The following is a 20,853-nucleotide window of genomic DNA, read 5'->3' on the forward strand; positions in this document are numbered from 1 at the left end:
ATGACGCCCCTCCTCGACAAAGCGTCGCTTCGATCCCGCCTGCGCGACACGCGGGGGTTCATGATTGCGGAGCAGCTGGCCAGCATAGTGTTCATCGGGCTTCTTTGCGTTGCGGTGGGCGTCGGGCTGCAGGTGGCCATGAACTCGTACGCCTCCATCACCCGGCAGGCGCAGGCCGACGCGCTGCTGCAACAGGCGGTGGAGGTAGTGAGCGACGAGCTGACGTACGCGCGCGACGTGGAGGGCGAGGGAACGCAGGCGCCCGATAACCCGCTGTACTTCACCAGCCCCACGCGTCACGAGACGGCGGTGCTGCAATCGCGCGATGCCGGCGAAGACGGCATCGAAGACGGCATCTGGCTGAACGCGGCCGGAGAGCGGTCGCAAATCGTGCCGGCACGCGACGGCCTCGCGCCCAAGCTGGCAGAGCTTTCATACAACGCGGACAACGAGACCTGGAGTTTCCGCATCACCATCGCATCAGGCGAGGACGTGGCGGCCGAAACCGCCATGACCGTGAAGAGGATAGGATCGTAAATGGCGTACAAACGGTTGGGAGACGTGCTGATAGACGCGGGCCTCATCACCGAGGACCAGCTGGGACACGCGCTCAAACAGCAGAAAGAGACGAAACGCCGCCTGGGCGACGAGCTTATCGCCGAAGGCGTCATCACGGAAGCGGGCCTCATCGAGGCGCTGCAGATGCAGCTGGGCGTGGAGTTCGTCGACCTTTCGGCGATCGACCTCGACCCCGAGCTAAGCCGCGTGATCAGCAAGAACGTCGCACGCCAGTACAACGTGGTGCCCGTGCGCACTTCGCCCGACGAGGTGTGCCTGGCCATGAGCGACCCGCTGAACTTCATGGCCATCGAAGCGGTGAAGAACGCCACTCGGAAGCGCGTCATCCCTATGGTGACCACGCATGATTCGCTGATGCGCGCCATCATGACGCTGTACGGCAACGAGGGTGCCGCCCGCGCCATCGAGGAGATGAAGCGCGACGCCCGCACGACAGGCGCCGACGACGCCTCGACCGGATCGTTCCAAACCTCCACGCTGGGCGACGACGCCGACGCGCAATCGGCTCCCACGGTGCGTCTCGTGAACAGCATCATCGAGCGAGCCGCCACCGAGCGCGCCAGCGATATCCACCTGGAGCCGCGCGAGATCGACCTGCATGTGCGCATGCGTATCGACGGCGTGCTGCGCACGATCCTCACGGTGCCGAAGGAGCTGCAGGCTTCGGTCATCTCGCGTTTGAAGATCATGGGCGGCATGAACACCTCAGAGCGCCGCGTGCCTCAGGACGGCCGCGCAAACATCCGCTTGAAGAAGCAGGACATCGACCTGCGCATCAACACGCTGCCCACCATCCACGGCGAGACGGTGGTCATCCGCCTGCTGGACAAGAGCGAGGCGCTGTTCGACCCGGCGGGCATCGGCCTGGAGGGCGACAACCTGGAGAAGTACCAGCGGCTCATCGGCTCGAACAATGGCATGGTGCTGATCGTGGGCCCCACCGGCTCGGGCAAAAGCTCCACCATGTACACGATGATCCGCCAGCTGAACACCGATTCGGTGAACCTCGTCACGCTAGAAGACCCTGTGGAATACAACATCGACGGCGTGAACCAGGTGCAGATCAACGAGAAAACGGGCATGACCTTCGCCAGCGGCCTGCGCGCCATCCTGCGCCAGGACCCCGACATCGTGGCGGTGGGCGAGGTTCGCGACGGTGAGACGGCCGAGATCGCCATGCGCGCCGCCATCACCGGCCACCTGGTGCTGTCCACCGTGCACACCTACGACGCGGCGTCCACCATCGACCGTCTCATCGACATCGGCGTGGAGCCGTACCTCATCGCCAGCGGCGTGCGCGGCGTCATCTCGCAGCGCCTCGTGCGCAAGGTGTGCCCCCATTGCCGCGAGGAGTATCGGCCCAGCCCCGAGGAGTTTGAGGCTATCGGCCTGCGATACGATCCCGGCGTGAGGTTCTACCGCGGATCGGGCTGCCCGATGTGCTTCGGCACGGGCTACCGCGGGCGCACGGGCGTGTTCGAGATCCTGGTGATCGACCGCGCGCTGCGCAGCCGCATCACGGGCGGCGCCACGCGCGAGGAGCTGAAGGACGCCATCGAGCGCACGGGCTCGTTCAAGACGATGGAGGACAGCTGCCGCGAGCTGGTGCTGACCGGCGTGACCACCGTCGAGGAAGCCCGCAAAACCATCACCGCGCTGGAGTAGGGAAGAGGAAGGCGGATGCCAAAAGCGCGGCGATAGCAGCAAACCGAAAGAGAAGGACCACGCATGAACGTTGAGCACATCATAGACATGGCGCGCCAGGCAGGCGCTTCCGACGTGCACCTGGTGTGCGGTCTGCCCGTGAAGTTCCGCCTGGCCGGGCGTCTTGAGAACGCGGGCGTGGACGGCGACGCACCGTTGTCGCACGACGATTGCGAGCAGCTGGCCCGCCGTTTGGCCGGAGACGATTTCGACCGCATCCAGCGGATCGGCGAGCTGGATCGCGCCGAGACCATCGGGGGCGTGCGCGTGCGCATCAACCTGTTCCGCCAGCAAGGCCATGTGAGTGCGGCTTTGCGCCTGCTGTCCGATCGCATCCCCGCGCTGGAGACGTTGGGCTTGCCGCCTGCGGTCATGGACTTCCCGCGCATCCAGCGCGGCATCGTGGTGGTGACGGGCGAAACCGGCAGCGGCAAGTCAACCACGCTGGCGGCGCTCATCGACAGCATCAACCACACGCGCGCCGAGAACATCATCACCATGGAAGACCCCATCGAGTACGTGTACACGCCCGACCAGTCCGTCATCTCGCAGCGCGAGATCGGCCAGGACACCGAAAGCTACAGCAACGCCTTGCGTGCCGTGCTGCGCGAAGACCCCGACGTCGTCCTTATCGGCGAGATGCGCGACCTCGACACCATCCAAACGGCGCTGACCGCCGCCGAGACGGGCCACTTCGTTCTGGCCACGCTGCACACGAAGAGCGCCGCCGACTCCATCGACCGCATGGTGGACGTGTTCCCCGAGGGCTTGCAGCGCCAGGTGCGCATGCAGCTGTCCACCACGCTGGTGGCCGTGCTGTCGCAGCAGCTGCTGCCGCGCCGCGACGGCATGGGCCGCGCGCTGGCGTGCGAGCTGATGATGGTGACGCCTGCCATCCGCAACCTCATCCGCGAGGGCAAGACGCCGCAGATAGCCGGCTCGCTGGCCACGTCGGCCTCGGCGGGCAGCGTGACCATGGACAACGCGCTGATCGCCCTGGCCCGCAACCGCGACATCACGTCCCAAACCGCCATCGATGCCGCGCACGATGTCGACTACGTGAGAAAGAGCGTTCGCTGATGCCAACCTTCACTTACACCGGGATAACGGCCGCCGGCCAGCAGATCGACGGCGTGGTCGAGGCGTTCGACGAGATCGAGGCCATGGAACGCGCGCGCGAGCAGTGCCGTGTCGTCCAAAGCGTGGTCCCCGTGCGCGAGGGCAAAAACCTGCTGTCCATGGACATCACGAAGCCGAAGGCCAAGCAGAAGAACCTTGCCGTCATGTGCGCCCAGTTCGCCACCATCCTGAACGCGGGCGTGCCCGCCGCGCGCGCCACGTCGCTGGTGGCCGACCAGGTGACCGACAAGTGTCTGAAACGCGTGCTGGCCGACGTGGCCGCCGACGTGGCGTCGGGCCACAGCCTGGCCGAGAGTTTCCAAAGCAAGGGCGAGAACCTGCCGCGCGTGTTCATCGAGACGGTGCGCGCCGGCGAGGAGAGCGGGCATCTGCCCGAGAGCTTCCAACGCCTGCACGGGTACTTCGACAAGCGCGCGAAGGTGTCGGCCAAGGTGCAAAGCGCCATGACCTACCCCATCTTCGTGGCGGTGATCGCCGTGGTGGTGCTGGCCATCATGATGGTGATGGTGATCCCCTCGATGACGGGCATGATCGCATCGCTGGGGGCGGATACGCCGGCCATGACCCAGTTTTTGATCGACGCTTCGAACTTCGTCACCGACAACTTCCTGCTGATCGCGGTGGTGCTGGCGCTGATCGTCGTGGGCGTGAAGCTGTTCGGCACCACGGAGCGCGGCAAGACGACGTTCGCCGTCTTGAAGCTGAGGCTGCCGGTGCTGGGCGCGGTGGGCGTGTGCTCGGGCGCGGCTCAGTTCGCGAACACGATGGCCATGCTGGTGACGGCCGGCCTTCCTGCCACGCGGGCGGTGGCCATCACGTCGCGCGTGATGAGCAACTATGTGTTGTCGCGCGAGGTGGGGCGCTTGGAGGCTGGTTTGGAGGAAGGGCGCACGCTGGGCGAGGGCCTGGAGGCCAGCACGTACCTGCCGCGCACGCTGGTCGAGATGGTCGCCGTGGGCGAGCACACCGGCGAGCTGGAGGAGACGCTGGAAACCATGGGTGCGTTCTACGACGACGAGACGCAGCGCGTGACCAACAAGGCGATTTCCATCATGGAGCCCGCCCTGCTTGTTTTGATGGCGTTGTTCGCGGGTTTCATCGTCATCGCGTTGTATTTGCCGATGTTTTCATTGTATGCTGCAATGTAACCGTTCTGACACCGTTTCGTGTCACAGCCGTTACTTTATGCAGAAAAATGTATGGGGATATTTCCGGTGCCCGAATGGCTCGGATAAGGAGAAAGGAACCGATATGAAAGAGATGATCAAGAAGATGCGCGAAGAGCGCGGCGGCTTCACGCTGGCCGAGCTGCTGGTCGTCGTGGCCATCGTGGCCGTGCTGGTGGCCATCGCCGTGCCGCTGTTCTCCAGCTCGCTGAGCAGCGCCGAGGACGCGGTGAAGAAGGCGAACGAGCGCTCGGTGAAGGCCGAAGTGACGACGGGTTACCTCGCCGACGGCTTTGACAAGACCAAGTATAACAACATGTATTATAGCGCTAACGACAAGGGCGACCTGACCGGTCCGGCAAGCGCAGCTTCTGAAGGCGCCAAGTATGTGTACAAGGTGACGATCGATGATTCCACCGATAAAACTAAGCCGACGATCACGGTCACGGACGTGACTGACGGCGAGCCCACTAACTAGCGCATGACCATTCCCCTTGGCATCTTCAATCCGGCGCAGGCGGCGTTCCTTCTGGGGATCGCCGCCGTGCTGGGTGCTTGCCTGGGGAGTTTCGTGAACTGCCTGGCATGGCGGCTGGCCAACGGCGAGAGCGTGTTGGCCGGCCGCAGCCATTGCACGTCGTGCGGCCACGTGCTGGGGGCGCTGGATCTCGTCCCCGTGGCATCGTGGCTTGCGCTTCGCGGCCGCTGCCGCCACTGCGGGCAGCGGGTGAGCCCGCGCTACGTCATCGTGGAAGCGCTCATGGCCGCGCTGTTCGCCGCCATCGTCGTGCGCTACGGGCTGTCGGTGCAAACGGCCGCCTACCTGGTGCTCGCGTGCATCCTCATGGCCGTGGCGCTGGTGGATCTGGATACGTTCATCATCCCGAACGGGTTCGTGGTGGCGGGCTGCGTGCTGTGGCTGGTGTCCATCTGGTTCATGCCCGCGCCGCGCGTGGACGCGTTCTCGGTGGGCAGCCTGTTCTCGGGTTGGGTGCATCCGGGCGGCGCGGTGGCGCTGGACGGCATCGTAGGCGCGGCGGTCGTCGCGGGCGGCGTGCTGGTATTGTCCGTGGCGTTCGACAAGGTGACGAAACGCCGGTCGCTCGGCGGCGGCGACGTCAAACTGCTGTTCATGGTGGGGTTGTTCCTCGGGTTGGCGGGTTCTATGCTGAATCTGCTGATGGCGTGCCTTATGGGGTTGGCGTTCGCGTTTGCTCAGGGGTTTTCCGTTCCTTCTTCGCCGGGCGAGGGCGAAGGCGAGGGGGAAAGCGTCCGAACAAGGGCGATTCCGTTCGGGCCGGCCATTGCCGCGGCCACGGCGTTCACGCTGTTGGCGGGGCCGACCATCCTCACGTGGTACGCGGGGTTGTTCTGACAGGATATGCAGCGGGCTGAAAGGAAAACGCGCCGCATGGGCAAAACGTACACGGGTGTCGATATCGGGGACAGCAGCATCAAGCTGGCGGTTTCCGACGGCCAGTCGGTGAGCAAGGTTGCCATCGAGATGCTGCCCGAGGGCCTGGTGGCCGACGGACGCATCGTCAGCCACGACGCGATGGCCGACTTCATCAAAAGCGTGGTAAGAAGCATCGGCGGCGTTTCGAAGGACGTAGCGTTCGTGGTTCCGGGCTACGACAGCCTGTTCCGTCGTCTGTCGCTTCCCGCCATGACCGAGAAAGAGCTGCGGCTGAACCTGCCGTACGAGTTCCGCGATTACATATCGCAAGGCAAAGACCGCTACGTGTACGATTATGCGATGTTGGGCATGCGCAACGACGCCGACGGCCAGCCCGAAGGCATGGATCTGCTGGCGGTTGCGGCGCCTAAGCAGGCCATCGCCGACTATACCGAGATGTTCCGTCGCGCAGGCTTGAAGCTGAAGGTGGCGCTGCCCGAACAGGCGGCGTACCAGAACCTCGTGGGAGGCAATCCTCGCGCGCTGGCTAACTGCTGCGTGATAGACTTCTCCCATCATATGACCAAGCTGCATTTCTTCCTCGACGGCGCCTACGACGTGGCCCGCGTCATAGAGATCGGCGGCATCGACATCGATCGCGCCATCGCGAACGAATACGGCGTCGACGAGCACGTTGCCGACCAGTACAAGCGCACCGACTACCAGGGCGCGCAGCGCTCCGAGGCCGCCCGCGCGGTGTACCAGTCCATCGCGATTGAAATCGGGCGCGCGCTGAACTTCTACGGCTTCAACAACCCCGACGCCGTCATCGAGGTGGCATACTGCTGCGGTGGCGGGCTGCTTCTGGATCCGCTGGTAGAGGCGGTGGCTGCCCATGCCGACTTGCGCGTGTCGTCCATCGTCGACGTGCTGCCGCCGATGAGCGCGCCGTTGGGCGAGGCTCTTCGCTGTCCGGTTGCCATCGGCGCCACCATGAAGGCGGGGCGGTAGCCATGGATTTGAAGCAGGAGGTGTCGCTGAGCGCGCTGAAGCGCGGCAAGGCGCCGGCGTACCCCGTCAAGACGTCCATCAACTTGGTAGACACCCAGCAGCAACGCGGCAACCTGCTTGCGCAGCTGGGTCTGTTCGCCATCGCCCTGGTGCTGATCGGCATATTCACGAAGTTCGCTGTGGTGGATCCCTTGGCGGCGAGCGCGGCAAGCAGCAACGAGGTTTCCGCAGCGCAGGCGCGCCTGGACGTGCTGGCGGCCGAGAACGCCGACTACGCAGAGCTGAACGCGCAATACGATCGTTATGTGGTGCCGGGGTTGTCCGAAGAAGAGCGGAACCTGGTCGATCGCGATGTGGTTCTGAACTTGCTGCAGCAGAAGGTGATGGGCGTAGGTCACCTGTCGTCGCTGCGCATGGAGAAGAACACGGCCACGGTTACCTGTTTGGGAGCCGATTTGAACGAGGTGTCCGCCCTGGTGGAAAGTTTGGAAAGCGATCAGCGCGTAGCGCATGTGACGGTATCCACGGCGCAGGGCGAGAACGATAGCTCCACGTCGGCTACGATCCAGATCGTGTTCGCGGGGCCGCTGGACGTCGAAGGCGACGGCGGCTCGAAGGAGAAGGGGGCCGGCGATGGCGCGGCGTAGCGTGTTGAACCGCTCGTTCTCCACCAGCGAGAAGGTGCTCATGCTGGTGCTGGCGGTGCTGCTGGTGGTGGCGTGCTACTACTTCCTGGTGGTGAAGAACGTGGCCGACACGATAGCTGCCAATGAAGACCGGCTGGCGGACATCGAGATCAGCGTCAACGCGCAGGAGATGCTTGCGGCCGATCGCGCGCGCATGAAGGCCGAGCTGGAGGCGTTGGGCGAAGACGGCACGCTGCCCGTGGTGGCCGTGTACGACAACATCCGCAACGAGTTGAACGAACTGAACGCGCTGATGGGAGGCGCGACCACGTACAACCTCTCGTTCGCGCAGCCCACCGTGGAGGACAAGCTGGTGCGCCGCGAGGTGACCGTGTCGTTCACGGTGCCCGATTACGCGGCTGCGCTGGACGTGGTGCGCAAGCTGGAGAACGGTACGTACCGTTGCGAGATCACCGACTTCTCCGTGAACGGCGACATGCTGGCCGACGGCACGGTGGACGGCGTCGACGCCGTGCTGACTGTCACCTACTTGGAAACCACGAACGGCGCCGCAACCACCGCCGGCCTCGTTGAAAAAGCCAAGTAGAAAAAGCTTAGAGTCGCAGGATCTTCTGTCATCCTGGCGATCTATTCCGCTTGGTAGCTGCCGATGACGAAGCGGTTCTTGCCGGCGGCTTTCGCACGGTAGAGAGCTTTGTCGGCTTGGCGATAGGCGCTCTGGTACGAGGCGATTTTACCGTGCAGTTCTACGCCGCCGATGCTGAGCGTCACTTCGTGTTCGGTGCCGTACTGGTCGGTGAACGTCACGCCGCGTTTTACGATGCCGGCGCAAGCGCTGGCCAAACGCTCATCGTCGATGCGTCCGTTCACGCAGATGGCGAACTCGTCGCCGCCCAGGCGTCCGATCAGGTCTTGCGGCCTGAACGCGGCCGTCAGCGCCGCGGCCGTCTGTTGCAGCGCTCGATCGCCGGCAAGGTGGCCGTACGTATCGTTCACGCCCTTGAAGTCGTCGGTGTCCACCACCAGCACGGCTCCGGCGGTGCCGTTTGACAGCAGCTCCCCTGCCGTTTCTTGGAACGTTTGCCAGTTCAACAATCCGGTGAGGCCGTCGTGGTGGGCGCGTTCGGACAAGTCCATCTTCTCGCGCATTTCATCGTCGATGTTGGCGATTTTCCCGATTACCGAGATGGGTTTGCCCGCATCGTCCTCCACGAAATGGGAAGTGATGCGTATCCACTTCCTATCCTTGTCGGGATTCGCTTCCTCGTGGCACAGCACCTCGGTCACGGCGTTCGACGGCGAGGTGAACGCATCCAGCAGCTCGGGGTTCGCACTGTGCTTGATGAGCTGGCGTGCGTTCTCGTACGAGACGTAGGAGGATCCGTCGTCCATGCTCGTGGCATCGTCAACGTAGGAGCTGGAAAGAAGCGATTTCGACTTCGAAATGCGCAGGGTGTCCGATTTTATGGAATACTCGAAGAACTGCTCGTTTGCCAGGCGGTACAGCTCTTGAAAGCGCAAATTCTCTTCGCGTACGGCGCGCGCCGCATGCATGCGGGAGCGCAGGTACAGCGCAAGCAGAACGATGATGAGCACCAGCAGCGATATGCACGCCAGCGCGAATTCTCCCAGGTGATCCTTGATGAACAGGTTGATCTGCTCGTCCTGGTCGATCAGCGAGTTGTCATAGATGATGGAGTCCAGCTGGGCACTGTTGAGGCTGCGCAGCGCTTTGTTTAAGATGACCAGCAAATCGGGGTCAACCGGCTGCGCGAGGCCGAAGCAGATGTCGATGGATTGCGTCGAGGTGGGCAAATAGAGGATGTTGCTCAGTTCGTCGATGTTGAGGTAGTACGGCGTGGTGTACGACGTGCCGTAGGTGTAGTCGACTTCGCCGGAGTTCACCGCTTCGAGGCATTCTTCAATAGTGTCGTACAGCTGCACCGGCGCGCCTTCAGGGGCGGTTTCAGCCTGGTCCCATAAAAGTGCGATGCTTTTGCCGTCCAGGCGATCGGGGTCTACGAACTTGTTGTATACCAGCAGTATGGAGGTGGTCATGTACGGAGCCGTCATGGCTACGATCTTGTCGATTTCCGTGTTGTCGTCGTCGTTCACGCCGGCAACGATGTCGATGTTCTCCTCGCGCAGCGCAGTGGCCAAATCGTCATAGCGCGGTATGCTCACCACTTCGAACGATAGCCCCGTGTGCTTCGAGAGATATTCCAGAATGCCCTTCGTAACCCCTTTAAACTCGCCGGTTTCCGGGTCGAACGACTGCAGCGGCGGCCTGTCGGTGAGGACGCCTACGCGCAGCGTTTTGTAGTTGCGCGCGTAACGGAGTTCGGCGCTGGTCAGATCGTAGTTGTCCTCCGAGGGGAGGAAGTGCTTCTTGTACAGGGTTTCCTGGAGCTGGGGGTTGCTTTGGTTGATGCGGTCGATGGTGGCATCAAGCTCGTCGATGATCGAGCGCTCGCCCTTAGGCGCGGCGAAGAAGAAGGGCCGTCCAGCGAACGACGACACGATATGGAACCCGTCGAAGATGTTGACGTCGATCTCGAGGAACACGTCGGCTTCGCCGGTTAAGGTTTTGTCGAGCAGCTCTTGCGTGGTGGAGCATTCGACGGTGACCAGGTTGATGCCGTTCTGATCGCAGTAGTACTCGAGCTCCGCGCGGCGCTTCTTCGCGGTGGCGAGGATGGCCACGCGCAGCTCGCTTCGGGTGAACAGATTGGTTTTCGAGACGGTGGCATGTATGTTCGGAGCGAACAGGGCGGTGTGGGCCGAGCCGTAGCTGTTTTCGGGGTATTCGTACATCTCGGCAAGGGCGGCGCTGTACGACATGCTTCCTTCGATGTCCACCTCGCCGTTGTCCAGCATCTCTAAAAGCCGCAAAGCGCGTTCGTTTGCATTGTCGCCCTCGGCTTCCACGAACTCGAACGACCAGCCGGTGAACTGGGCGACGCGCATGAGGTAGTCGTAGGTGTAGCCTTCATAGGTGCCGTCATCGTTTTTTGCGAGCAGGCCTTCGCTGTCGGTGTAACCCACCTTGACGATGCGTGGCTGGTCGGAGGCATGAGCTTCTTCAGTGGTGACCGGTATAAGAAGCGCGCAGGCTAAAACCGCCGAGAGCAGCACTCTCGTGCATAAGCGCAAGGCAGTCGTATGTGATCTCTTCTTCGTCGTGCTTCCTTGTTCCGGGTGGAATATCGGGGTTACAGTATAGCCTCTTTTTTCAAATAATTCGCACGGGGGGTGCTGCCTGTGCGCGATCATTTGCGTGTTCCGCACGGATGTTTCACGTGAAGCATCCGTGCATGGCCGCTCGACAGCAGCCGGGCGCGCAAAAAAGCGCCCCCGAAAGGGAGCGCTTCTGCATTCGAATGGTGGTCGGAGGGGGACTTGAACCCTCGACACGCGGATTTTCAGTCCGCTGCTCTACCAACTGAGCTACCCGACCACGATCAACCGTCCATGGGGACGTGGGACGATATTCTACCATATCCCATAGCCTCAGCAAGAGGAAATTCCCAAAAATCCCCCTCTGCTTACCGGGCCGCCTGCTTGGAAGCCCGGCGCGCATCCATCGGCCGCCTGTCCGCACACCTGTCGGCGTACCTGCCGCGCCGTTCTTCTAGCGATAAACGATCTTGCCAACCGTCACGCCCTCGGCGATCATTGCGACGCCGCGCCACAGCACGAACACGGCTACGAGCAGAGAGAATAAGATCGGCGAGACGAACAGCATAATGGCGCACACGATGTTGACGATGCCCGAGAACAGGCCGATCCCCCATGCTGAGAAGCCGATGCTTTTCGATTTCATCGCCGCGAATATCTCGAACAGGCCGAACACGAGGAAGCACAGGGCCACCAGCCACGAGATGGCCGCGCCGCCCACCAGCGGATGCAGCACGAACATCAGGCCGATCAGCACGTCGAGGATCGCGTAGGCCAATGACCATCCCGACACGCTCATCATAGACCTGAAGCGCACGTAGAACACGATGCCCAGCACGCCTGAGAGCAGGAAGCCCACGCCCGCGATCATGGCGATGGTGGCCAGCGTCAAGTTCGGCGCGAAGCAGCAGAGCAGGCCGCATGCGAGCAGCAGGATTCCCGCCAGTATCAGGCTCCAGTCCCATTTCTTCTTCAATGTCGCCATGAGCGCTCCTCCTCGTCTTGCCTTTCGGCATGCGTTTCTCTGACGCATTGTATCACCGGCTTGCGAGCGTTCGAGCGTTTGTGCGCGAAGGGCGGCTTGACGGCGCGAATCGCCGATTCGCCATACAAGAGCCTTCGCCATACGAAAAAGCCCCGGTCTCCTCAAGCGGTTTGCGATGAACTGCGTGAGGAGACCGGGGCGAGGCGTGGGCCGAGGGTCGTTATGCGGTTTGTTTTCCCGGAGCAGCGTCGACGTCGTCGTCTTCCACGCGTCCGCGGATCTTCTTGACGCTGCGGCCAAGCATGCCGCCGAGCTTCGGAAGGTTCTTCGGTCCGAAGATGATAAGCACCACCACCAGAATAAGTATGAGCTCAGGCATGCCCATTCCGAATATCTTCATCGTGTGCTCCTTCCGGGCTTCCTCGCGTTCAGTGCCGAGCATTATAGCAACTTTAAATTTGTAGTTACTATAATTTTGTAGTAAAACCGACAATTTCGACGAAAAGCGCGGACGGCTCTTATAATGCAGAGCAAACGGCACGGCGAATCGCGGAGGGCGGACGATGGAACAGCGGCAGGCGGACGGCGGGCAGTCGATGGGATTGCGCGAGCGCAAGCGCCGCGCCACGCGGGACGCCATCGAGCGGGCGGCCATCGCCTTGGTGAGCGAGCGCGGCTACGACAACGTCACCGTGGCTCAAATATGCGAGCTTTCTTCCGTATCTCAAGGCACGTTCTTCAACTACTTCCGCACGAAAGACGCGGCTATCGTGGGCATCGGCGAGTACGACCTCGATGCCGACTCTGTGCGCGCCGCATTCGATCGCCTCATGCCCTGCTCGATGCTGCACGCCACGCTCACCTTGTTCCTCGAGGTGGCGGGATCGTTCGATTGGGAAAGCGATATCGCGGCGCAGCGGATCGCGCTCGTCAGTGAAACGCCCTCGCTCATGCAGCTGTTCTTGGACAACGCGTTCGGCTTCGTCAGCGATTTTCGCACTATCGTGGAGGCGTATTTTGAAGCGAATCCTTCGCTGCGCACATGCTCCGATGTTCTGAGCTCGGCGGAAGAGTCGTACATCGTCGTGTCCGAGGCGCTTGAAGCCGCGAAGTTCGCGCTGTACCGCGTCGCCGACGATCCGGCGTCCGGCCTGCCCAGTGCAGACGAAGTAGAAGCGGTGATCAGGCGCATCGTGGGATAGCGCCCACGGCGGCGGTTCGCTACACTGAATGCGAACCAGTTACGGCGACAGAAGGAGTGCGAATGTCCTGCGAACAGAACAGCCCGGTAGTCGGCATCATCATGGGATCCGAAAGCGACATGCCCGCAATGGAGCCGTGCATGAAGCAGCTCGACGAGTTCGGCGTGCCCTACGAGGTGAAGGTGGCTAGTGCGCACCGCAAGCCGGCCGAGGTGCACGAGTGGGCAAGTTCGGCGCACGAGCGAGGCATCCGCGTGATCGTGGCGGCGGCGGGCAAGGCGGCCCACCTGGGCGGCGTCGTGGCGGCGTACACGCCGAACCCCGTGATCACGGTGCCCATGAAGACCAGCGACCTGGGCGGGTTGGACTCGCTGCTGTCCATGGTGCAGATGCCCTCCGGCGTGCCCGTGGCCTGCGTCGCCATCAACGGTGCGAAGAACGCGGCCATCCTGGCCGTGCAGATCCTCGGCACCGGCTGCGACGCCGACCGTCAGAAGATCATCGACTTCAAGCGAGGCATGGCCGACGCGTAGGCGGCGTCCTGCTCGAACGGTTGCAACGTGCGGCCGGATGCGACCTGCATCCGGCCGCGCTGTTTCGTTAGAACGCTCGCGTTGCCACGTAGTCGGTGACGCTTGATTCTCGACAGCGCTTTCTTGGCAACGAGCGTTGCGCCCTTCATGCAAGCCGATAGGGCAGCGAATGGCAAAAAGGCATCGAATTCGGAATCGCCCGCGCGGATCGCAAGGGCAAAAGAAAGCCCCCCTGTGCATAACGCCTGTTCGTGAGCGTGCTCTTCCGAGCGGCTTTGCGTCGGACACGGTCAAGGCGCGAGATTTCTTCCGAATTCGATGCCTTCTTGCCATTTAGAGATGCTGCGAGTTGCGCGGAAGCGCCACGATGTTTCACGTGAAACATTTGTACGTCTTCGCGGGGATGCAGGAGAAGGGCGCCAGCTGCATCCCGCACCGAATGCGCCCGGGCGGGCCGTGCCTTTCGCGCCTTCATCCCACGCGCTTCTCATGCCCGTATGCTTCGCTTTCGGAGGCGTACTATATGGTTTCAAGAACTTTGCAACATTTTCCATGGCGTCGGCATGTTTGGGGTAAGGAGGCGATTGGAAACCATGGCTGATTTGCGCTCGGACGAATTCATGAACCATGCCCTGCGCGATTGGGAGGACATGGTGTATCGTCTCGCGCTCAGCCAGACGCGCGAGCCCGCCGACGCAAGCGATGTGTGCCAGGAAACGTTTATCAGCCTGCTGAAGGACGCAACTGTGTTCCAAGACGACGAACACCTCAAGGCATGGCTCATCCGCGTGACCATCAACCGGTGCAACCAGCTTCGCCGTACCGCGTCGCGCCATCGGACCCAACCTCTTCCCGATGATGAAACGCTGCTTCCCAAAACGCCCCCGGCATCGGCCGCGCTGATGGCGAACGAGGTGTGGAGGGTTCTCGACACCCTTCCGCCCAAGTATCGCGTGGTGGTGCATCTGCACTATGTGGAAGGGTATTCGACCGAGGAGATCGCCGAGATCGCGAAGTGTCGGCCCTCGACGGTGCGAAGCCGCTTGCGTCGTGCCCGCGCCCAGCTCAAGACGTTGATAGAACAGGAGGAATCTCATGAAGCCGTCGCCGATGGACGAGTATCGTGCTTTGATGGAGGAAATCGAGAGCCCGAGTACGGTGCATGAGAGCATCCTCTCCGAGATCGAACGCGCGCGCCGCGAGGAGCGTCGGAAGGGTCGCGCACCGCATGCGCGCCGAGCGGGCGCGCCCGGAGATGCGGCGGCGAGTGCGCGCGACGGCGCGACGGCGGCGGTCGTCCGGCGGCTTCGGTGGAGGCCGGTCGCCGCGGGGGCGTGCGCGCTTGCGGTCGTGGCGGCGCTCGTGCCGTTTGGCGGCCAGCTCTTCGACATGCTGGGCGATATGGGTGGCCATGGCGGCGCCGTTGCGGGTCAGGCGTTCTCCGTGCGGGCGTACGCGTCGGACACGCGCACGCTGGTTCCTCCTACCGATAACGGGATGATCGTGTTCGACCGCTCCGGCAGCCTGACCACGCCAACGAAGGATTGGTACTTGCAATACGGGAAGTACACCGGCTGCATGTTCACCGTGGAGGGCGAGGGCATCGTACGCATCCAGGCCACCACCTCGGCGGGGATGTTCTACCGCAACAGCTACGAGACCATCAACGGGCGAGACGATCCTGAGCGCGTGGCCGAGGTCACTGCATGGAAACCGGAGAAGGCGGGCTTGGGCGATCATTACGGAAAGTACGAGAGCGTGCAAGTGGTCGACGGATTTGGCCTGCCCGATCCCGATCGTGACATGACGGTGCGCCTCACGAAAATGCTCGGTTCCACTATCGACCTGCCTATCAGCGCGGACGATGACGGCGACGCGAAGAGCTTCGGCCTGTGGACCAACGAGGATTACGGCGACGCGGTCGAAACCGCGGAAGACCCACTTGCGGCGACCGATGCGGTGTTCGACACGTTCGAGGGCCAAACCATAACGGTGACGGCCTACTTCGAGGACGGCAGCTGCGCCACGCAAACCATCGAGCTGCACACGGCAGACTTCAAGGCGACGATGAACGATCCGATGGCGTTCTACGGCTACGGTTCCATCGAGGTGTATCCCGAGATCGTCGACCGCTCGATGCTGCCGAACGTGTTGGGGGACGGGGTGGATGAGGGCGCTCCCTTCTGTCTGCACTCGTTGTACGGCGTCATCGTCGACGAGAACGACGGGCCGCATCCGTACTCGCTCGACAACGCGAACGAGTGGCTCGATGCGGCGGTGCCCTACACGTTCGAGCGGCGCGAGACGTTCACCAGCATGGGAGATGCGGTGTTGGCTGACCAGTCGATAAGCGATCCCGACGGACGGGTGACGGTTTCGGTGCCGGCGGATCCGCTGTCAGAAGAGCGCTACGGCGAGATGTGCGACATCGAGCTGTCGAACCTTCGCATCGAGCGGAGCGACCGGCTGCCGTTCGGGCTGGCGGTCGAAGACACCTCCGACTACGCGGGCTTTCTGGGAGACTTCGCCTATATGAACAAGGTGTCGGACGAGACGCTGGGCTACCAAATCGCAGACGACGGCACGTTGACGCCGGGGTTCTCGTACCGCACGGTCACGTTCGAGGCGACGAACCCGTCCGACGAGGAGGTTCCCGTCGATGCGAGAACATTGGGCACGTTCGCCGTTCGCGACGCCGACGGCCGCTGCTCTGCGTTGGCGACGCGCGCCCTATGGATGACCGGCTTCGAAGCCGGGGTCGATTCGAATTGGGGAGCGGCACTGGCACCTCACGAAACGCGGGATCTTTCGGTTGTGTACGTCGTGCTCGACGAGTTCGACGAACAGGCCGATCCGCTGTTCGTCTTCGCCCCGTATGCGAACGACGATGCCGACAGGGTTGCCTTCCGCATCAAGTCGCTGCTGTAGTAACCGGGCGGTTTGGCGGTGCGTCCTTCGCGCCCCTCGCGGATGCGACCGCGCGAGGGGCGCGCTTGTGCGCTATCATGGATGCTCGAACGAAAGAACCCGGATGTTTCACGTGAAACATCCGTACGCGATGGGGCGGGCGAGGACCATGACGAAGAAACTGCTGATGGGGAACGAGGCGTTCGCGCATGCGGCGTTGGAGGCCGGGGTGCGCGTGGTGGCGGGCTACCCGGGCACGCCGTCGTCCGAGCTGATCGAGACGGTGGCGAAGCTGCATGCCGACGGCGCCGCGCGCGGCATCCACGTGGAGTGGTCGACGAATGAGAAGTCGGCCTTGGAGCTGCTGGCCGGCGCGTCGTACACGGGCGCGCGCTGCCTGTTCACCTGCAAGCAGGTGGGGCTCAACGTCGCCAGCGACGCGCTGATGAGCTTGAACTACGTGGGCGTGAAGGGCGGCATGGTGCTGTTCGTGGCCGACGATCCCGGTCCCATCTCGTCGCAGACCGAGCAGGACACGCGTCGCTTCGCCAGCTTCGCGAAACTGCCCGTGCTCGATCCCGCCACGCCCGACCAGGGCTTCGCCATGATGCAGGCCGCATTCGACCTGTCCGAGCGCTACCATACGCCCGTCATCGTGCGTCCCACCACGCGCATCAACCACGCCTCGACGTTCTTCGACGTCGCGGACGCCACCGACGCGCGCCCGGTGCCCGACGAGGGCTTCGAGCGCAACCCGAAGTGGGTCATCTTCCCGCGCCGCGCCTACCAGGCGCACGGCGAGATCAACGAGCGTTTGGCGGCCATCGCGCACGATTTCGCCGTCGATCCCGCGCTGGCCGCGTTCAACCCGATGGTCGAGGGCGGCGCGCAGTCGACCGAGGATGCACGAACGAATGTTTCACGTGAAACATTCGACGACGGGAGTATGCCGAAGACGGCGACGAGTGCGGGCGCCAAGGCGGTGGGGATCGGCGCGGGCGCGTCGGAGTCTGCAGCTGCCGCAGTCGCGCCGCGCCTCGGCATCGTGGCGGGCGGCGTGTCGGCCGCCTATGCGCGCGAGGCGCTGCGCATGGTGGAAGCGCGCGCGGCGGCAGCGGGCGTGGAAATGCCCGCGTACCGGTTCTGGCAGGTGGGAACGCCCTACCCGTTCCCGGAGGAGCTGGCCGCGACGTTCGCGGAAGGCCTCGACGAAGTGCTCGTTCTGGAAGAGCTCGACCATGTGCTGGAGGATGCGCTGCTCGTGCATGCTGGTCGCACGCATGCGTCCTACGAAGTGCGCGGCCGCCTGACTGGCGACGCGCGCGACCGTGGCGAGAACGACGTGGACGATTGCGCCGCCCGCATCGCGCTCTTCCTCGGTATCCCGCAGGTGCTCGCCCCCGCGATGCCCGCCCCTGCGTCGCCGACCGCCGCATCGGCCGCTTCCGCGTCCGCGACGTCCTCTATTCCGGTTGCCGAAACTGGAACGAATGTTTCACGTGAAACATTCGCCTACGACGCGCCTGCCGACGCGCCGCTGCCCGTGCGCCCGCCCGTGCTGTGCGCGGGCTGCCCCCATCGCGGCAGCTTCTACGCGGTGAAGCGCGCGCTGGGGAAGACGTCCGCCGTGCTGTGCGGCGACATCGGCTGCTACACGCTGGGCAACGCGATGCCGCTGGACGCCGTGGACACCTGCCTGTGCATGGGCGCGGGCATCACGATGGCGCAGGGCTTCGCCGTGGCCGAGCCGCACAAGAAGACGCTGGCGTTCGTGGGCGACTCCACGTTCTTCGCCAGCGGGCTGCCTGGCCTGGTGAACGCCGTGTACAACGGCCACGACATCACCGTGTGCGTGCTGGACAACGCCACCACGGCCATGACCGGCTCGCAGCCGCATCCCGGCACCGGCGTCACGCTCATGGGGCCGAAGCGCCAACCCATCTCCATCCCGCGCGTGTTGGAGGCCGTCGGCTTCGACTGCATCGTGCATGCGAACCCGCTCGACCTCGATGCTTCGGTGGCGGCCGTGCGCGAGGCGCTCGACCATGAAGGCCCCAGCGCCGTCCTGTTCGAGTCGCCGTGCATCCAGCTGGTGAAGCCGGACGCGCCCGCCGTCGTGGATGCCGAAACGTGCACGGGCTGCAAGAAGTGCATCACCGAGATCGGCTGTCCCGGCATCGGCTTCGACGCCGACGCGCGCGGCCCGCGCAGCAAGCAGCGTGGCCAGGCGTTCGTCGACCCCGGCCTCTGCAACGGCTGCGGCCTGTGCGTCCAAGTGTGCCCCTTCGACGCGCTGTCGATGACGGAACCCCAAACAGATGTTTCACGTGAAACATCTTCGGACGCTTCTGGGTCGGAAGGAGGCTGCCATGCGTAACGTGTTGCTTTCGGGCGTGGGCGGGCAGGGCACCGTGCTGGCGGCGAAGGTGCTGGCCCAGGCCGCGCAGGATAAAGGCTGGCAAGTGCGCACGGCCGAGACTATCGGCATGGCGCAGCGCGGCGGCAACGTGGTGTCGCACGTGCGCATGGGCGACGCGGGCGAGGAGGTGTTCGCCCCGCTGCTGGCCGAGGGCACGGCCGACCTCGTCATCGCGTTCGAGCCGGCCGAGGCCGCCCGCGTGCTGCCGTTCCTCGCGCCCGACGGGCTGCTGGTCACGGCCACTACAGCCATCCAGCCGGTCACGGCGGCGCTGTCCGACAAGCCCTATCGCGCCGACAACGTGCTGGCGAACATCGAGCGATCGCTGGCGGGCATCGGCGCGCGCTTCGTCGCGGTGGACGACGTTGCGCTTACCGACGCGGTGGGCAGCCGCAAGGTGTTGAACTCGGTGCTGCTGGCCAGCGCTCTCAAGGAGGGTCGCATCGCGCTTGACCTCGACGACTTGCGCCGCGCCCTCGAGGAGTGCGTGAAGCCGCGCTTCGTCGCCCTCAACCTGGCCGCCGTCGACGCGGTGGCTGCGCGATAATCTTCGCGCCCCGCGCCCCGCGCCCCGCGCCCCGCGCCCCGCGCCCCGCGCCCCGCGCGCGGTTAGTTGGGGAAGGCTCCTTGCGCGTTCGGGGTCGCCATCGTCTTTAAGCACCGCCCCCTGATGTATACTGCGGTCATTCAAATTTTGTTTGAATAGTCGGCGGAAGGCGAGGGCGTTATGGGGCGGGCGATGGATCAGGTGTTGCTGCAGGAAGCGGTCGATTTGGCGCGCAAGCTTTGGCACGCGTACATCATCGAGCCTTCGGACGAAAGCGTTCAATTCATCGTGGACACCATGGATCCGCAGAACCTCTCGCTCATCGGCACAGGAAAGCACGAGCTCTATGTCAACCTCGAGGCGTTCTTCGCGGGACTCGAGCGCGATCAGGAAGAAGCTCAGGACATCACCTTCGAGATCCTCGACGAGTATTACGAGCCGCGCGCCATTGGCGAGGACACCTGCATCGTGTTCGGCACGTTGTGGGCGCGTGAGCGACCCGACCGTCCGAAACCGTTGCTCGTGGAAATGGACACGCGTTTCACGCTGGTATTCCGTCGCGAGGGCGACCGGTGGCTGCTGGTGCATCTGCATCATTCCACGCCCAACGTCGATCAACGGCGCGAAGAGTACTATCCGAAAACGGCTACCGAGCAGGCGAACGCCGCTTTGGAGTATTCCAAGGCTATGGAGCGCCGCGCCGAGCTTGATTCTATGACCGAGCTGTTGAACCATGCCGCGTTCGAGAAATATGTGGCAGCGGCGCTTGTCGAAGGCGGCGAGGGCAGCGCTTTCTTCATGATCGACCTCGACAACTTCAAAACAGTGAACGACACGTTGGGTCATCCTGAAGGCGACCGGGTCATCCAAGAGTTCGCCGACGTGCTGTTGCGCGTCTTCCCGCGCGATGCGCTGGTCGGGCGCATGGGAGGCGACGAGTTCGCCGTGTTCTCTACCTGCCCGCTTTCGGTAGAGGAAGCCCAATGCAAAGCGTGCGAGCTTATCGAGGCATGGGGATCGCATTCTGCTTCGCGTGCCGTAGAGCTGGGATGTTCGGTGGGTATCGTGCGCGTTGTGCGAGGCGAGACGTTCTTCGACCTCTACCGCGCCGCCGATTGCGCTCTGTACGCCAGCAAGGACAACGGAAAAGGCTGCTACAGCTGGTGATCGCCGTCGGCACTGGGTCGCATGATAGCCGGTGCCGAACCGCCCTGCGCGCTGGTTCGTCTTGTCGTTCTGGCCAGAAATCGTAAGGCCGATGTCGGAGCATCATCGCCCCAAAAACACGCTTCACGCGTTGAGGCGTGTTTTTGGGGCGATGATGCTTCCCGGGGAACTTGCGGGTTTGCAATCGCACGCCCTTCGCCTAGAATAAACGCATGGAACTCGCGAACGACAACGACATCCTCTCCTTCCCAGCCGTGGTTTCGGCGGGTCGAT

The 20,853-nt window shown here is 63.4% G+C and carries 19 protein-coding genes and 1 tRNA gene; 16 read left to right on the forward strand and 4 right to left on the reverse strand.

From position 1 onward, the window contains the following. The 9 genes from GT590_RS01645 to GT590_RS01685 all read left to right on the forward strand — a co-directional run bounded on the left by GT590_RS01645 (window position 1) and on the right by GT590_RS01685 (window position 8,229). Window positions 1-537, forward strand: coding sequence for a hypothetical protein (locus GT590_RS01645; protein ID WP_161170807.1), 537 nt, complete (start codon window positions 1-3; stop codon window positions 535-537). Further along, window positions 538-2,244, forward strand: a complete 1,707-nt coding sequence (locus GT590_RS01650; protein ID WP_161170808.1) for a GspE/PulE family protein — start codon at window positions 538-540, stop codon at window positions 2,242-2,244. It begins immediately after the preceding gene. Between the two features lie 63 nt (window positions 2,245-2,307). Next, window positions 2,308-3,363, forward strand: a complete 1,056-nt coding sequence (locus GT590_RS01655) for a type IV pilus twitching motility protein PilT (protein ID WP_114534481.1) — start codon at window positions 2,308-2,310, stop codon at window positions 3,361-3,363. Continuing rightward, window positions 3,363-4,571: a type II secretion system F family protein gene (locus GT590_RS01660; protein ID WP_161170809.1), complete on the forward strand. Its 1,209-nt coding sequence runs from the start codon at window positions 3,363-3,365 to the stop codon at window positions 4,569-4,571. Before GT590_RS01655 ends, GT590_RS01660 begins: the two co-directional genes overlap by 1 nt. Window positions 4,572-4,674: 103 nt before the next feature. Continuing rightward, window positions 4,675-5,067 carry a prepilin-type N-terminal cleavage/methylation domain-containing protein gene (locus GT590_RS01665; RefSeq protein WP_114554550.1) on the forward strand — a complete coding sequence of 131 codons (393 nt, stop codon included), beginning with the start codon at window positions 4,675-4,677 and terminating at the stop codon, window positions 5,065-5,067. Window positions 5,068-5,070: 3 nt separating this feature from the next. Further along, window positions 5,071-5,964, forward strand: a complete 894-nt coding sequence (locus GT590_RS01670; protein ID WP_161170810.1) for an A24 family peptidase — start codon at window positions 5,071-5,073, stop codon at window positions 5,962-5,964. A gap of 36 nt (window positions 5,965-6,000) precedes the next feature. Continuing rightward, a complete protein-coding gene (gene pilM, locus GT590_RS01675; protein ID WP_161170811.1) occupies window positions 6,001-6,996 on the forward strand; it encodes a pilus assembly protein PilM in 996 nt (331 codons plus the stop codon). A gap of 2 nt (window positions 6,997-6,998) precedes the next feature. Next, window positions 6,999-7,643 carry a hypothetical protein gene (locus tag GT590_RS01680; RefSeq protein ID WP_161170812.1) on the forward strand — a complete coding sequence of 215 codons (645 nt, stop codon included), beginning with the start codon at window positions 6,999-7,001 and terminating at the stop codon, window positions 7,641-7,643. Further along, on the forward strand, window positions 7,630-8,229 hold the full coding sequence (locus GT590_RS01685) for a hypothetical protein (RefSeq protein ID WP_161170813.1): 600 nt from the start codon (window positions 7,630-7,632) through the stop codon (window positions 8,227-8,229). Before GT590_RS01680 ends, GT590_RS01685 begins: the two co-directional genes overlap by 14 nt. A gap of 41 nt (window positions 8,230-8,270) precedes the next feature. On the opposite strand, the gene GT590_RS01690 is transcribed toward GT590_RS01685, so the two are convergent. The 4 genes from GT590_RS01690 to GT590_RS01705 form a co-directional block, all read right to left on the reverse strand. After that, window positions 8,271-10,688: a GGDEF domain-containing protein gene (locus GT590_RS01690; RefSeq protein WP_226844496.1), complete on the reverse strand. Its 2,418-nt coding sequence runs from the start codon at window positions 10,686-10,688 to the stop codon at window positions 8,271-8,273. A 336-nt stretch (window positions 10,689-11,024) separates the two neighbouring features. Continuing rightward, window positions 11,025-11,100: transfer RNA gene (locus GT590_RS01695), tRNA-Phe, on the reverse strand. A gap of 174 nt (window positions 11,101-11,274) precedes the next feature. Next, window positions 11,275-11,805 carry an HdeD family acid-resistance protein gene (locus tag GT590_RS01700; RefSeq protein ID WP_009305630.1) on the reverse strand — a complete coding sequence of 177 codons (531 nt, stop codon included), beginning with the start codon at window positions 11,803-11,805 and terminating at the stop codon, window positions 11,275-11,277. A gap of 220 nt (window positions 11,806-12,025) precedes the next feature. Then, window positions 12,026-12,205, reverse strand: coding sequence for a twin-arginine translocase TatA/TatE family subunit (locus GT590_RS01705; RefSeq protein WP_009305631.1), 180 nt, complete (start codon window positions 12,203-12,205; stop codon window positions 12,026-12,028). 163 nt (window positions 12,206-12,368) lie between these two features. Between GT590_RS01705 and GT590_RS01710 the strand changes: the two genes are divergently transcribed. The 7 genes from GT590_RS01710 (at window position 12,369) to GT590_RS01740 (ending at window position 20,580) form a co-directional block, all read left to right on the forward strand. Beyond that, entirely contained in the window at window positions 12,369-13,007 is a 639-nt protein-coding gene (locus tag GT590_RS01710; protein WP_161170815.1) for a TetR/AcrR family transcriptional regulator, read from the forward strand. A 62-nt stretch (window positions 13,008-13,069) separates the two neighbouring features. Beyond that, complete coding sequence (purE, locus tag GT590_RS01715) at window positions 13,070-13,540, forward strand: 5-(carboxyamino)imidazole ribonucleotide mutase (RefSeq protein WP_009305633.1); 471 nt, start codon at window positions 13,070-13,072, stop codon at window positions 13,538-13,540. A gap of 593 nt (window positions 13,541-14,133) precedes the next feature. After that, window positions 14,134-14,706, forward strand: a complete 573-nt coding sequence (locus GT590_RS01720; RefSeq protein ID WP_114551633.1) for an RNA polymerase sigma factor — start codon at window positions 14,134-14,136, stop codon at window positions 14,704-14,706. Then, a complete protein-coding gene (locus tag GT590_RS01725; protein WP_147271455.1) occupies window positions 14,636-16,468 on the forward strand; it encodes a hypothetical protein in 1,833 nt (610 codons plus the stop codon). The genes GT590_RS01720 and GT590_RS01725 overlap by 71 nt, the downstream gene beginning before the upstream one ends. A 148-nt stretch (window positions 16,469-16,616) precedes the next feature. Next, on the forward strand, window positions 16,617-18,824 hold the full coding sequence (locus tag GT590_RS01730; RefSeq protein WP_181872184.1) for a thiamine pyrophosphate-dependent enzyme: 2,208 nt from the start codon (window positions 16,617-16,619) through the stop codon (window positions 18,822-18,824). Beyond that, entirely contained in the window at window positions 18,817-19,413 is a 597-nt protein-coding gene (locus GT590_RS01735) for an indolepyruvate oxidoreductase subunit beta (RefSeq protein WP_114550352.1), read from the forward strand. The genes GT590_RS01730 and GT590_RS01735 overlap by 8 nt, the downstream gene beginning before the upstream one ends. Before the next feature lie 192 nt (window positions 19,414-19,605). After that, window positions 19,606-20,580 carry a diguanylate cyclase gene (locus GT590_RS01740; RefSeq protein WP_227110588.1) on the forward strand — a complete coding sequence of 325 codons (975 nt, stop codon included), beginning with the start codon at window positions 19,606-19,608 and terminating at the stop codon, window positions 20,578-20,580. The last annotated feature ends 273 nt before the right edge of the window (window positions 20,581-20,853 follow it).

It is taken from the genome of Eggerthella sp. BIOML-A1 (assembly GCF_009875595.1).
Taxonomy (GTDB): domain Bacteria; phylum Actinomycetota; class Coriobacteriia; order Coriobacteriales; family Eggerthellaceae; genus Eggerthella; species Eggerthella lenta.